Source organism: Actinomadura opuntiae (genome assembly GCF_030283205.1).
GTDB lineage: Bacteria > Actinomycetota > Actinomycetes > Streptosporangiales > Streptosporangiaceae > Spirillospora.
Window position 1 is genome coordinate 383098 of record NZ_JASNWF010000007.1, and the last position, 12988, is coordinate 396085.

The 12988-nt window shown below is 74.2% G+C and carries 13 protein-coding genes and 1 pseudogene; 9 read left to right on the plus strand and 5 right to left on the minus strand.

Annotated elements, in window-relative coordinates; all coding sequences use genetic code 11:
* From QP089_RS17850 to QP089_RS17865, 4 genes are read right to left on the minus strand one after another with little or no spacing between them, the layout of a single operon-like run.
* Complete coding sequence (locus QP089_RS17850; RefSeq protein WP_285912743.1) at positions 1–1632, minus strand: glycoside hydrolase family 13 protein; 1632 nt, start codon at positions 1630–1632, stop codon at positions 1–3.
* A 22-nt stretch (positions 1633–1654) separates the two neighbouring features.
* Positions 1655–2485 carry a carbohydrate ABC transporter permease gene (locus tag QP089_RS17855; protein ID WP_285912744.1) on the minus strand — a complete coding sequence of 277 codons (831 nt, stop codon included), beginning with the start codon at positions 2483–2485 and terminating at the stop codon, positions 1655–1657.
* A complete protein-coding gene (locus QP089_RS17860; RefSeq protein ID WP_285912745.1) occupies positions 2482–3507 on the minus strand; it encodes a carbohydrate ABC transporter permease in 1026 nt (341 codons plus the stop codon). The genes QP089_RS17855 and QP089_RS17860 overlap by 4 nt, the downstream gene beginning before the upstream one ends.
* 5 nt (positions 3508–3512) lie before the next feature.
* A complete protein-coding gene (locus QP089_RS17865; protein WP_285912746.1) occupies positions 3513–4847 on the minus strand; it encodes an ABC transporter substrate-binding protein in 1335 nt (444 codons plus the stop codon).
* 204 nt (positions 4848–5051) lie between these two features.
* Between QP089_RS17865 and QP089_RS17870 the strand changes: the two genes are divergently transcribed.
* The 9 genes and pseudogenes from QP089_RS17870 to QP089_RS17910 all read left to right on the plus strand — a co-directional run.
* Positions 5052–5741: a nucleotidyltransferase domain-containing protein gene (locus QP089_RS17870; protein WP_285912747.1), complete on the plus strand. Its 690-nt coding sequence runs from the start codon at positions 5052–5054 to the stop codon at positions 5739–5741.
* Entirely contained in the window at positions 5738–6484 is a 747-nt protein-coding gene (locus QP089_RS17875) for a nucleotidyltransferase domain-containing protein (protein WP_285912748.1), read from the plus strand. Before QP089_RS17870 ends, QP089_RS17875 begins: the two co-directional genes overlap by 4 nt.
* A 135-nt stretch (positions 6485–6619) precedes the next feature.
* On the plus strand, positions 6620–7399 hold the full coding sequence (gene ribA / locus QP089_RS17880; protein ID WP_285912749.1) for a GTP cyclohydrolase II: 780 nt from the start codon (positions 6620–6622) through the stop codon (positions 7397–7399).
* Between the two features lie 11 nt (positions 7400–7410).
* On the plus strand, positions 7411–8187 hold the full coding sequence (locus QP089_RS17885) for a CDP-alcohol phosphatidyltransferase family protein (RefSeq protein ID WP_285912750.1): 777 nt from the start codon (positions 7411–7413) through the stop codon (positions 8185–8187).
* Positions 8144–9124 (plus strand): zinc-dependent alcohol dehydrogenase, encoded by a 981-nt coding sequence (locus tag QP089_RS17890; protein WP_285912751.1) that lies wholly within the window; start codon positions 8144–8146, stop codon positions 9122–9124. The genes QP089_RS17885 and QP089_RS17890 overlap by 44 nt, the downstream gene beginning before the upstream one ends.
* 52 nt (positions 9125–9176) lie before the next feature.
* The gene (locus QP089_RS17895; protein ID WP_285912752.1) at positions 9177–9575 is read left to right on the plus strand and encodes a 6-pyruvoyl trahydropterin synthase family protein; all 399 of its coding nucleotides are present in this window, start codon (positions 9177–9179) and stop codon (positions 9573–9575) included.
* Positions 9572–10639: a glycosyltransferase family 4 protein gene (locus tag QP089_RS17900; protein ID WP_285912753.1), complete on the plus strand. Its 1068-nt coding sequence runs from the start codon at positions 9572–9574 to the stop codon at positions 10637–10639. The genes QP089_RS17895 and QP089_RS17900 overlap by 4 nt, the downstream gene beginning before the upstream one ends.
* A complete protein-coding gene (locus QP089_RS17905; protein ID WP_285912754.1) occupies positions 10636–11436 on the plus strand; it encodes a class I SAM-dependent methyltransferase in 801 nt (266 codons plus the stop codon). The genes QP089_RS17900 and QP089_RS17905 overlap by 4 nt, the downstream gene beginning before the upstream one ends.
* An 80-nt stretch (positions 11437–11516) precedes the next feature.
* Positions 11517–12200, plus strand: a pseudogene (locus QP089_RS17910) (lysylphosphatidylglycerol synthase transmembrane domain-containing protein); the annotation flags it as partial.
* Here QP089_RS17910 and QP089_RS17915 read toward each other — a convergent pair.
* Positions 12192–12959, minus strand: a complete 768-nt coding sequence (locus tag QP089_RS17915; protein ID WP_285912755.1) for a creatininase family protein — start codon at positions 12957–12959, stop codon at positions 12192–12194. The pseudogene QP089_RS17910 and the gene QP089_RS17915 overlap by 9 nt on opposite strands.
* Positions 12960–12988: the final 29 nt, after the last annotated feature.

Here is a 12988-nt window from a genome sequence, read left to right on the forward strand (position 1 = left end):
TTATCCCTCTTCAACGTCCCGCCACAGCGCGGTGTCGGGCGGGAGTTCGGCCGTTGCGCCCTCGATGTGGACCGGTCCGCTGGCGAGCAGCGGGGCGCCGGGGACGGGGACGCGGACCGTGCGGTCGCCCATGTTCACGACGCAGGCGCAGGCGCGGCCCGTCCCGGGGTCCTCGCGGACGAACGACAGCGTGCCGGGCGGGCCGTCCAGCCAGCGGAGCGGGCCGTCGCCGAGCGCGGGATGCTCGCGGCGGACGCGCAGCGCCGCGCGGTACAGGGCGAGCATCGAATCGGGGTCCCCGGTCTGCGCCGCGACGGTCAGGTCGCGCCACGAGGTCGGGACCGGCAGCCAGGACGCGGCGCCGGCGCCGAACCCGAACGGCGGCTCCTCGCCGTCCCACGGCATCGGCACCCGGCAGCCGTCGCGCCCCTGGCCCTCGCCGCGCAGCCGCTGCGGATCCTGCTGGAACTCCTCCGGCAGGTCGAGCACCTCGGGAAGGCCCAGCTCCTCGCCCTGGTAGACGTACGCCGAACCGGGCAGCGCGAGCGTCAGCAGCGCCGCCGCGCGGGCCCGCCGCAGGCCGGTGTCGCCGCCGCCGTAGCGGGTGACGTGCCGCTTGACGTCGTGGTTCGACAGCACCCAGGTCGCGGGCGCGCCGACCGCCCCGGCGGTGCGCAGCGACTCCTCGACCACCTCCCGCATCCCGGCCGCGTCCCACGGCGCGGTCAGGTAGTGGAAGTTGAACGCCTGGTGCGACTCGTCCGGGCGGGTGTAGAGGGCGAGGCGCTCGGGCGTCGGCGCCCACGCCTCGGCCACGGTGATCCGCTCCCCGGCGTAGGAGTCCAGGACGCGGCGCCACTCGCGGTGGATGTCGTGCACCGGATCCTGGTCGAAGTAGGGCAGGACGGCGGTGCCGAGCATCTCCACCTGGTTCGGGTGGCCGACGTCGGGCAGGCCGGGCGCCTTGGCCATGCCGTGCGCGACGTCGACGCGGAAGCCGTCCACGCCGAGGTCGAGCCAGAACCTCAGGATGCCCTCGAACTCGGCGCGGACCTCGGGGTTCTCCCAGTCCAGGTCGGGCTGCTCGGCGGCGAACAGGTGCAGGTACCACTGCCCGTCCGGCAGCCGGGTCCAGGCGGGGCCGCCGAACACCGACTCCCAGTCGTTGGGCGGCTGCGCGCCGTCCGGGCCGCGGCCGTCGCGGAAGACGTAGCGGGCGCGCTCCGGCGAGCCCGGCGCGGCGGCCAGCGCCGCCCGGAACCAGGCGTGCCGGTCGGAGGTGTGGTTCGGGACGACGTCGACGATGACCCGCAGGCCGGCGGCGTGCGCGTCCTCGATCAGGGCGCGGGCGTCGGCGAGCGTGCCGAACAGCGGGTCGACGTCGCGGTAGTCGGCGACGTCGTAGCCGAAGTCGGCCATCGGCGAGACGTAGAACGGGGTCAGCCACAGCGCGTCCACGCCGAGGGAGGCCAGGTACGGCAGCCGGGACCGGATGCCCGGCAGGTCGCCGACGCCGTCCCCGTCCGAGTCGGCGAAGCTGCGCACGTACACCTGGTAGATGACGGCGTCGCGCCACCAGCGGGCGGTGCCCCGGGCGCGGGGTGCGGGGACGGCGAGGGTGTCCTGCGTCATGTACGTCCTTCGGGTCGGCGGGTCACTTGACGCCGCCGGCGGTGAGGCCGGCGACGATCCGGCGCTGGAAGACCAGCACCACGGCGATCAGCGGGACGGTCACCACGACCCCCGCCGCCATCTGGGTGCCGAACGGCTGGTCGAAGCCCGACACGCCGGTGAACTTCGAGATCGCCACGGTGGCGGTCTGCATCTCCTTCCTGTTGACCATGGACAGCGCGATGAGGAACTCGTTCCACGCGGCGATGAACGTCAGGATCGCCGTGGTGAACACCCCCGGCGCCGCCAGCGGAACGATGATCTTGCGGAACGCCTGGCCGCGGGTGCAGCCGTCCACCATCGCGGCCTGCTCCAGCTCGCGCGGCAGCTGCCGGAAGAAGGCCGTGAGCAGCCACACCGACAGCGGCAGCGCGAACCCGAGGCTGGGCACGATCATCGCCTGGTACGTGTTGATCCACTTGATGTCCGTGAAGAGCTTCAGCAAGGGCACCAGCTGGGAGATTCCCGGGAACATCGTGGTCGCGACGATCAGCCCGAGCACCGCGTTCTTGAACCGGAAGTCCAGCCGGGCCAGCGCGTAGGCGGTGAACGTGCCGATGACCAGGGTCAACGCGGTGGTGCAGCCCGCCACGACGACGCTGTTCAGCAGCGCGCGGCCGAAGCCGTTGTCGCCGGAGAAAACCGCGTGGAAGTTCTGCCACGACCACTGCGTGGGAACGATCGAGTTGTCGAACTGGTCCTGCGGCCGCCGGAACGCCGACACGGTCATCCAGTAGAACGGCGCGAGGCAGTAGACGGCGACGAGCGCGAGCCCGAGGTAGGACGGCAGCCGCCTCGGCAGCGAGCCGGTCATGCGGTCACCTTCTTCCGGCGGCCCCTGACCGGGCGGCTCCCGCGGGCCCGCCTCGTCTGCTGGCGGGCCTCGCCGATGATGTCGGCGCCGAGCAGCCTGACGAACAGGTAGGCGATCAGCGCGATGTACAGGAACAGGATCGTCGCGTACGCCGCGGCCGACCCGTACCGCAGGTTGGACGCCTCGAACCAGGCGATCATCGTCAGGGTCTCCACCGACCTCTGGTTGACGCCGATCAGCACGGCGGGCAGGTCGAACATCCGCAGCACGTCCAGCATCCGGAACAGCACCGCGACCAGCAGCGCGGGCCTGACCAGCGGCAGCGTGATCCACCAGAACCGCTGGAGCGGGCCGGCGCCGTCCACCTTCGCGGCCTCGTGGACGTCCCGGGGGATCATCTGCAGGCCGGCGAGGACGAGCAGCCCGATGAACGGGGAGGTCTTCCACACCTCGGCGATGACGACGGCCAGCTTGGCGGGGAACCCGTCGGCGGTCCACAGGATCTGGTGGCGCAGCACCGCGTTCGCGGCGCCGTCCGCCTGGAAGATCCACCGCCACAGCAGCCCGGAGATCGCGGTCGGGATCGCCCACGGGACGAGGATGCTCGCCCGCACGACCGCCCGGCCGCGGAACGCCTGCTGCATGATCAGCGCCATCGCGACGCCGATCACCGTCTCCAGCACCACGGTCGTGACGGTGAAGAACGTCGTGTTGCCGAAGGCGTTCCAGAACGCGCCGGCGCGGTCGCCGTGGAAGATCGCCGTGTAGTTGTCCAGGCCGGCGAACCGGTCGCCCTGGACGACGAAGCCGTCGGCGTCCAGGCCCTCGCCGCGCGCGTACAGCGACTCGCGGAACCCGGCGAGCACCGGGTAGCCGATGACCAGCGCGAGCACGAGCAGGGTCGGCGACAGCAGCAGCGCCGCGAGCCGCCTCGTCCCCTGCACGTCGCGCCTGCGGGAGCGCCGCCCGCCCGCCGCGGTGGTGCCCGCGGCGGGCGGCGTGCCGTCGTACGCCGTGGTCATGCCGCTCACTGCGCGGTCAGCGGGCCGAGCGCGGTCTGCAGGTCGGCCAGCGCCCGGTCGGCGGGCTTCTTGCCGGTCACCGCGTCGTACACCTGGGCCTGGATCGCGGCGGTCACGTCGCCGTACTTCACCGCGACGGGACGCGGCTTGGCGTTGCTGATGGCCTGCTTGAGCACCGGCAGGTACGGGAACTTCTTGGTCATCTCGGGGTCGTCGTAGAGCGAGGCGAGCGTGGGCGCCTGCGAGGTGGCCAGCAGGTTCGCGCGCTGCGACTGCTCACCGGTCAGGTACCGGACGAAGTCCAGCGCGGTCGCCCTGTTCTTGGCGAAGGCGGAGATCGCGAGGTTGTGGCCGCCGAGGTTGGCGACGCCGGGCCCGTTCGGGCCGGGCAGCTGTGCGACCGCGAACCTGCCCGCCACCTTCGACGAGCCGTCGTCGGCGTTCGCCAGCGCGTACTGGTAGGGCCACTGCCGCTGGAACAGCAGCTTGCCGGACTGGAAGTAGCGGCGGCCGCCCTCGGTGTCGAGCGTGACGGCCTCCTTCGGCATCCGGCCGTCCTTCTTGGCGTTGACCAGGAACTCCAGGCCTTGTTTGGCCTGCGGGGTGTTCAGCGTGGGCCTGCCGTCCGGGCCGACGATGGACCCGCCGGCGCTGCCGATCGCCTCGACCGCGCTGATGGTGATGCTTTCGGTCTTGTTGACCTCGGTGAAGTAGCAGTCGACGCCCTTGCCCTCGGGCAGCTTCTTGACCTTGTCGCAGTCGGACCACATCTCGGCGTAGGTCTTCGGCGGCGCGGAGATCCCGGCCTTGTCGAGCAGGTCCTTGCGGTAGTAGAGCATCCCGGCGTCGGAGGTGGACGGCACCGCGTACAGGTTGCCGCGGTACTGCCCGGTCGTGACGGTCGCGGGCAGCAGCTTCGCCAGGTCGATCCGGTCCTTCGGCAGCACGGTCAGCCACCGGTTCGCGGCGAACTCCGCGGTCCACACCACGTCCAGGTTCAGCACCGTGTACGCGTCGGACCTCGTCGTCGCGTTCTGGATCATCTGCTGGCGCTGGTCGTTCGGCTCGTCCGGCAGCTCGATGACCCGGACCTTCTCCTTCGGGTGGTCGATGTTCCACCCGTCGATCTGCTTCTGCAGGTAGCCGGAGCGGTCCTTGCCGGTGACGAAGGTGATCGGGCCGCGGCCGGTGAGGCTCGCGGCGCCGGACCCGCCCTTGGAGCCGCCGCCGCCGTCCCCGCCGCAGGCGGAGAGCGAGAGCGCGAGGGCCGCGCAGACGGCGGTACCGGCGAGGAGCGGGCCGGGGGTTCTCTGGGCGCCGATTGGGGGGATGCGCCGCATGGGGGTCCTCCTTCGCGGGACGGGCCGGACGGCCGCCCCGCAGGTCCGGGATAGGGGTGGCTGGACCGGGACGCTAGCAAGGGGTTGCAGCTCCGTAAATAGCTTGCAGAAACTTTCTGCAAGTTCGGTCCGAACTCGTAACGGCTTACAGACCGTCCGGAAACCGGGTGGCGCCCGGCGGCGGCCTGCGCGAGGCTGCCGACCGTGACCTCCGAAGATCTGCGGCTCGTGCGCGACCACACCGTGCTGTCGGTCGTGACCGGCTCGCGCGCGTACGGCCTGGCGACCGGCGACAGCGACGTCGACCGGCGCGGCGTGTTCGCCGCGCCGGCCCCGCTGTTCTGGCGTTTCACCAAGCCGCCCACCCACCTGGACGGCCCGCTGCCCGAGCAGTTCTCCTGGGAGTTCGAGCGCTTCTGCGAGCTGGCGCTGGCGGCCAACCCGACCGTCCTGGAATGCCTCTGGTCGCCGATCGTCGAGAAGATCACGCCGGTCGGCGAGGAGCTGCTGGCCGTCCGGCAGGCGTTCCTGTCCCGGCACGCGCACCGCACCTTCCTCCGGTACGCCGACGCCCAGTTCCGCAAGCTGCAAGGCGACTTGCGCAACCGCGGCGAGCCGAACTGGAAGCACGTCATGCACCTGCTGCGGCTGCTCGTCAGCGGCGAGCACCTCGTCCGGACGGGCGAGCCGCTGGTGGACGTCGGCGCCCTGCGCGACCGGCTCCTCGCGGTCCGGCGCGGCGAGACCGGCTGGGACGAGATCGAGCGGTGGCGCGCGTCCCTCACCGCCGGCCTGGACGGCGCCCTCGACCGCAGCCCCCTGCCCGCCGAACCCGACCGCGACCGCGTCGAGAACCTGCTGATCTCCGTCCGCCGCAGGAGCGTGAACCCGTGAACCTCCCCGAAGGAATGCTCGACGCCCTGGCCGCCGGCCACCCGTACCCGCGGGCGTTCGTCACGGTCAGCGGCGCCCACCTGTACGGCTTCCCGTCGCAGGACTCCGACGTCGACCTGCGCGGCGTCCACCTCCTGCCGCTGGAGGAGATCGTCGGGCTGGAGACCGGCGAGGAGACCGTCACCCTCATGTGGGACCACGCCGGGGTGGAGGCCGACGTCGTCACCCACGACCTCGCGAAGTTCTGCCACCTGCTGCTGCGGCGCAACGGCTACGTCCTGGAGCAGGTCCTCTCGCCGCTGGTCGTCGCGACGTCACCGCTGCACGAGGAGCTCGTGGCGCTGGCGCCGGGACTGTTCACGTCCCACCACGCGCACCACTACCTCGGCTTCGCGCGGTCCCAGTGGAAGCTGTTCGAGAAGACCGGCGAGCTGAAACCGCTGCTCTACACCTTCCGCGTGCTGCTCACCGGCATCCGCCTGATGCGGGAGGCGCGGCTCCAGGCGGACCTGACCCGGCTGACCGGATACGGCCCGCCCTACCTCCCGGACCTGGTCGAGGCCAAGCGCGCCGCCGAGCACGGGCCGCTCCCGCCGGACGCGCCGTCCCCGGAGGTCCTGCGGGCCGACGTCGAGGCGCTCACGTCCCGGCTGGAGGAGGAGCGCGAGCGCAGCGCCCTGCCCGAGCAGCCGCCGGCGCGGCGCGCGCTGCACGCACTGGTGGTCCGCGCCCGGCTCGGCTGAACCTTCGGGTACCTCTCCTCCGTGCCACTCGGTGTAGCGGCCCGGTCGTACCCCGTTGACGGGGCGCGGCCACGGGCCGTGGCCGCCGCGTACCGGTCGCTGCGGAGCACGGTGATCACGAGCCGAGGAGGGAAGATGCACGACCAGGGCATCGGCCGCGAGGACGTCGGGGGCGGCGGCGACGTCGGGGACGGCGGTGGTGTGGGGGACGCCGCGGAGATCGGGGACGTCGCGGAGGCGGACCTGCGGACGCGGCGCGGGGTGTTCCGCGCCGTGGCGTTCCGGGACCCGGTCGACGGGAACGAGCACCTGGCGCTCGTCCGGGGCGAGGTGGCGGGCCGCGCCGGCGTCCTGGTCCGGATGCACTCCGAATGCATGACCGGCGACATCTTCGGCGCCACCCGGTGCGAGTGCGGCGACCAGCTGAACGCGTCCTTGGACGCGATCGTGCGGGAGGGCGGCGGCGTCCTGGTCTACCTGCGCGGCCACGAGGGCCGGGGGATCGGGCTGGTCGCGAAGGTGCGCACGCACGTCCTGCAGGACCAGGGGCTCGACACCGTCGACTCCGCGACCGCGATCGGGCTGCCCGTCGACACCCGCGACTACGGCCCGGCCGCCCGCGTGCTGCGCCACCTCGGCGTCGGGTCGGTGCGGCTGCTGTCCAACAACCCGGCGAAGGTCAGCGCCCTGGAGTCCTACGGCATCGACGTCGCGGCCCGGGTGCCCCTCCTCGCCCCGGTCAACGACGACAACATCCGCTACCTGACCGCCAAGCGCGACCGCCTCGGCCACGACCTGCCGCAACTGGACGCCGCCGTGAACGGTGCTGCGGTGAACGGTGGTGCGGTGAACGGTGCGGCCGTGAACGGCGCCGCCCTGAACGGCGCCCGGATGGACGCCGGCGAGGCCCGCTGATGGCGCGGCCGATGACCGTCTCCCGGCCGGTGTTCCGGCCGGTGCGGCGCGGGCCCGTTGTGTGGCGGGCATGGGAGCTGGCGGGCGCCGCGTGCGTCCAGGCGGCAGCCGTGGCGGCGCTGCGTCCGGGCGCGGTGGGGCTCGCCGTCGGCCTCGGCTACGCGCTCGCGTCGTGGGGAGTCCTCGGCCTCGCGTTCCGGGGACGGCGCGCGCTGGGGCCCGCCGACCACGTCACGCTGGCGCGGGTCGTCCTCGTGGGATGCGTCGCGGCGCTCGTCGCGGGGCATCTGGTCCATGGCGGGCCGGTCGCGGTGCTGGTCGCGCTCGCCTCGGCCGCGCTCGTCCTGGACGGGGCCGACGGATGGGTCGCGCGCCGCACCGGGACGGCGTCCGACCTCGGCGCCCGGTTCGACATGGAGGCCGACGCGTTGCTGATCCTGGTGCTGAGCGTGCAGGTGGCGACGGTGGCCGGGCTCTGGGTGCTGGCGATCGGGACGATGCGGTACGCGTTCGTCGCGGCGTCGTGGGCGGCGCCGTGGCTGCGGTCGCCGCTGCCGCCGAGCTTCGCGCGCAAGGCGGTTGCGGTCGTGCAGGGCGTCGTGCTGGCGGCCGCCGCGTCCGGCGCCGTCCCCCACGCGTGGGCGGCCGTCGCGGCGGCGCTGGCCCTGCTGGCGTGGTCGTTCGGACGGGACGTGCTGTGGCTGGCCGTACGGCATCACGGGGTTCGGCGGGGAAGGGGTGCTCATGGAACTCGACGCGCGCGCGTTCTGGATCCGGTCGCCAGGTGAGGGGGAGATCCGCCCGGTCGTGCTGCCGGAGCCGGGGCCGGGCGAGGTCGTCGTCCGGACGGTGTTCTCCGGCGTCAGCCGCGGCACGGAGGCGCTGGTGTTCCGCGGCGGCGTCCCGGAGAACCAGCACGCGGTGATGCGGGCGCCGTTCCAGGACGGCGCGTTCCCCGGCCCGGTCAAGTACGGGTACCTGAACGTCGGCGTGGTCGAGCACGGCCCGCCGGAGCTGCTCGGGCGGCACGTGTTCTGCCTCTACCCGCACCAGACCCGCTACGTGGTGCCGGCGAGCGCGGTCGTCCCGCTGCCGGACGGCGTGCCGCCCGGACGCGCCGTCCTCGCCGGGACCGTGGAGACCGCCGTGAACGCCTGCTGGGACGCGGCGCCGCTGGTCGGCGACCGGATCGCGGTCGTCGGTGCGGGCATGGTCGGCTGCTCGGTCGCCGGGGTCCTCGCCGGGCTGCCGGGCTGCGACGTCGAGCTGGTCGACGTCGACCCGGCGCGGGCGGAGACGGCGCGGGCGCTCGGCGTCCGGTTCGCCCTGCCCGGCAACGCCACGGGCGGCCGCGACCTGGTCTTCCACGCCAGCGCGACGGAGGCCGGGCTGGTCCGCTCGCTGGAGCTGCTCGCGCCCGAGGGGGAGGTGATCGAGCTGAGCTGGTACGGCGACCGGCCGGTGCGCGTCCCGCTCGGCGAGTCGTTCCACTCGCGCCGGCTCGCCGTCCGCGCCAGCCAGGTCGGCATGGTCGCCCCGGCGCGGCGCTCGCGCCGGTCGCCGGCCGACCGGCTCGCGCTGGCGCTGCGGCTGCTGGCCGCCCCGGCGTTCGACGCACTGATCACGGGGAACAGCCCGTTCGAGGAGATTCCCCAGGTCATGGCCCGGCTGGCGGGCGGGGAGCTCCCCGCGCTCTGCCACCGGATCGACTACCCGCAGGCCTAGGCGCACAGGAACGGTCACACAGGAACGCCGGCACAGGAAACAGGGAGGGCCCTTGTTCGGCATCACCGTCCGCGACCACTTCATGGTCGCGCACAGCTTCCGCGGCGAGGTCTTCGGCCCGGCGCGGCGGCTGCACGGCGCCACCTTCGTCGTGGACGCGACGTTCCGCCGCGCGGAACTCGACGCCGACAACATCGTCGTCGACATCGGGCTCGCCACCCGCGAGCTCGGCGAGGTGCTGCGGGAGCTGAACTACCGCAACCTGGACGACGAACCCGAGTTCGCCGGGGTCAACACCACGACCGAGTACCTGGCGAAGGTCGTCGCCGACCGGCTCGCCGCCCGGATCCGCGCCGGGACGATGGGGGAGAGCGCGCGCGGGCTGTCGGAGATCGCGGTGACGCTGCGCGAGTCGCACGTCGCCTGGGCGAGCTACGAGCGCCCGCTATGACCGCTGAAGTGTGCTTCGTCGTCCCCGGTGACATCGACGACCCGACCGTGCCGAGCGGCGGCAACGTCTACGACCGCCGGCTCTGCGAGGAGTTCGCCGAGGCGGGACGCACCGCGCGGGAGATCGCCGTGCCGGGCGCCTGGCCCCGCCCGGACGCCGCCGCCCGCGCCGCCCTCGGCCGCTCCCTCGCCGCGCTGCCGGACGGCACCGTCGCCTTGATGGACGGCCTGGTCGCATGCGGGGTGCCCGACGTCGTCGTCCCGCACGCGTCGCGGCTGCGCCTCGCCGTCCTCGTCCACCTGCCCCTCGCCGACGAGGGCGGCGCCGACCTCGAACCGCTCGAACGCGCCACCCTGCACGCCGCCGCCGCGGTCGTGGCGACCAGCCCGTGGGCGATGAAACGCCTGATCGGACGGCACGACCTCGACCCCGCGCGGGTCCACGCCGTCGCCCCCGGCGTCGATCCCGCGCCGCTCGCCACCGGCACCGACGGGGCGTCCCGGCTGCTGTGCGTCGCGTCCGTGACGCCGCGCAAGGGGCACGACGTCCTCGTCGAAGCCCTCGCCGCCGTCGCCCACCTGCCGTGGACGTGCGTCTGCGCCGGGCCCCTGGACCGCGACCCCGCCCACGCCGGGCGGGTGCGCGAGTCGATCGACCGGCACGGCCTCGGCGACCGCGTGCACCTCGCCGGCCCCCTCACCGGGGACCGGCTCGGCGCCGCCTACGACGCCGCCGACCTCGCCGTCCTGCCCACCCGCTCGGAAACCTACGGCATGGTCGTCACCGAGGCCCTCGCGCGCGGGATCCCCGTCCTGACCAGCGACGCCGACGGCGTTCCCGGCACGCTCGGGCACGCCCCGGACGGCACCGCCCCCGGTCTCCTCGTCCCCCCGGACGACCCGGCCGCGCTCGCCGCGGCCCTGCGCCGCTGGCTGCTGGACCCCGGGCTGCGCGCGGCCCTCCGGTCCGCCGCCCGGCAGCGGCGCGGCGCGCTGCACGGCTGGGACGCCGCGTCCCGCCGCATGGCCGCCGTGCTGGACGGACTCGGGAAGGAGACGACATGACCGCCTACGCCCCGACCTGGCTGGCGCTGCGCGAGGAGGCCGACGCCGCCGCCCGCGCGGGCGAGCTGCTCGGCCCGCTGCGCGCCCACCTGCCGCCGCCCGGCGAGCCGCTGGTCATCTGGGACCTCGGCTGCGGCACCGGCGCGCTCGGCCGCTGGCTCGCCCCCCGGCTGCCCGGGCCCCAGCACTGGGTGCTGCACGACCGCGACCCCGGCCTGCTGGAGGAGGCGCGCGCCAACACCTACCGCACCGCCGACGGCGCGCCCGCCACCCTGGAGACCCGCGAGGGCGACCTCGCCGACCTGCACGCCGCCGACCTCGTCGGCGCGTCGCTGGTCGCCGCGTCCGCGCTGCTGGACGTCCTCACCGCCGAGCAGGTCGACGGCATCGCCGCCGCCGCGTGCTGCCCCGCGCTGCTGACCCTGTCGGTCGCCGGGCGCGTCCGGCTCTTCCCGTCCGACCCGCTGGACGGCGCGATCGGCGCCGCGTTCGACGCCCACCAGCGGCGGCACGGGCTGCTCGGCCCGGACGCCCCGGCCGCCGCCGCCACCGCGTTCCGCCGCCGCGGCGCGACCGTCGCGACGCGGCCGAGCCCGTGGCGGCTCGGCCCCGCACAGGCCGCGCTCGCCCGCGAATGGCTGCGCGGCTGGGTCGGCGCCGCCGTCGAGCAGCGCCCCGACCTCGCCGAACCCGCCGCCGAGTACCTGCGCCGCCGGCTCGGCGAGTGCGACGCCGGACGCCTCACCGTCGAGGTCCACCACATCGACCTGCTCGCACTCCCCGGGAGCGCCTCGTGAAGTTCTGGCCCTGGCTGCGCGTCCTCGCCGCGCTGGCGATCCTCGGCGGCCTGCTGTGGTGGCACAGCACGTCGGCGTTCGTGGCCGCGCTGAAGGCCGTCGACGGCCCGTCCATCGCCGCCGCCCTGCTCGTCGGCCTGCTCAGCACCGTCTGCGCCGCCGCCCGCTGGCGGCTGATCGCCCGGCGGCTCGGCCTTCCGCTGCCGCTGCGCGATGCCGTCACCGCCTACTACCGGGCGCTGTTCCTGAACGCCGTGCTGCCCGCGGGTGTCCTCGGCGACGTGCACCGCGCGGTCAGCCACGGCCACCGGTCCGGCGACCTCGGACGGGGCGTCCGCGCCGTCGTGCTGGAACGGGCCGCCGGGCAGACCGTCCTGGTGCTCGCCTGCCTGGCCGTCCTGCCGGCCCGCCCGTCGCTGCTGGCGTCACTGAAGCCCGCCCTGATCCCCGCCGTGCTGCTGCTCAGCCTGCTCGCCGCCCTGGCCCGCTGGCGGCACCGCGCCGTCGCCGCCGCGTTCGCCGAGGCCCGCGGCGTCCTGGCGGCCTGGCCCGGCATCACCGCGCTGTCCGCCGCGGCCCTCGTCGGCCACCTCGCGCTGTTCGTCGTCGCCGCCCGCGCCGCCGGCTCGCACGCCCCGCTCACCGAACTGCTGCCGCTGCTCCTGCTGGCCCTTCTGGTCATGGGCCTGCCGATCAACGTCGGCGGCTGGGGCCCCCGGGAGGCCGTGACCGCACTGGCGTTCGGCGCCGCCGGCCTAGGCTCCGCCGCGGGCCTCACCATCTCCGTCGTCTACGGCGTCCTGACGTTCGTCTCCGCCCTGCCGGGCGCCCTGACCCTGCTCGTCGAGCACCGCGAGGCAGTGCCCGAACGCACCGACGAGGTTCGCGAGCGCATCCCGGCCCTTGCCGGCGGAGGCCAGTGACGGCCGTCCGATGACCCCCGACCCGGTGTAGCGCGCCATTCCGGCGGTCAGCAGGTGCCGCCGGTCGTCGGCCAGGTGGTCGGCACCCTCGTATCCGGGCCGCACCAGTTCCGGATGGGCGTGCAGCAGGATGGACGTCTCCAGCTCACCGGCGTGCATATCGCTGATTCCGGACGTCTCCATTCCCGCCGCGGCCCGCGCGTCCTCCCACTCGTCCATTCCGGGGAAAAGCGCCATGTCGCCGCCCGACTCCTGGACGACGTTGCCGAGCACGTAGTTGCCCCCGTGCCCGCTGACCAGCACCAGCTTCGGCACGCCCGCCCTGCGCAGCGACTCCGCCACGTCCCGCACCACCGCGTGCAGGGTCGCCGCCGAGATGCTGACCGTCCCGGGCCACCCCGCGTGCTCGTGCGAGCAGGAGATCGTCACCGGCGGCAGCAGCCGCACCGGATGGGCCTCGGCGATCTCCGCCGCGACCGTGCAGGCGACGACCGTGTCCGTGGCCAGCGGCAGGAACGGCCCGTGCTGCTCGAAGCTCCCGACCGGCAGCAGCGCCACCCGGACGTCCCGTTCCTCCGTGCTCGTGTGCATCGGCACCATGCGCCCCACCCTACGGCCGGGAGCACCGC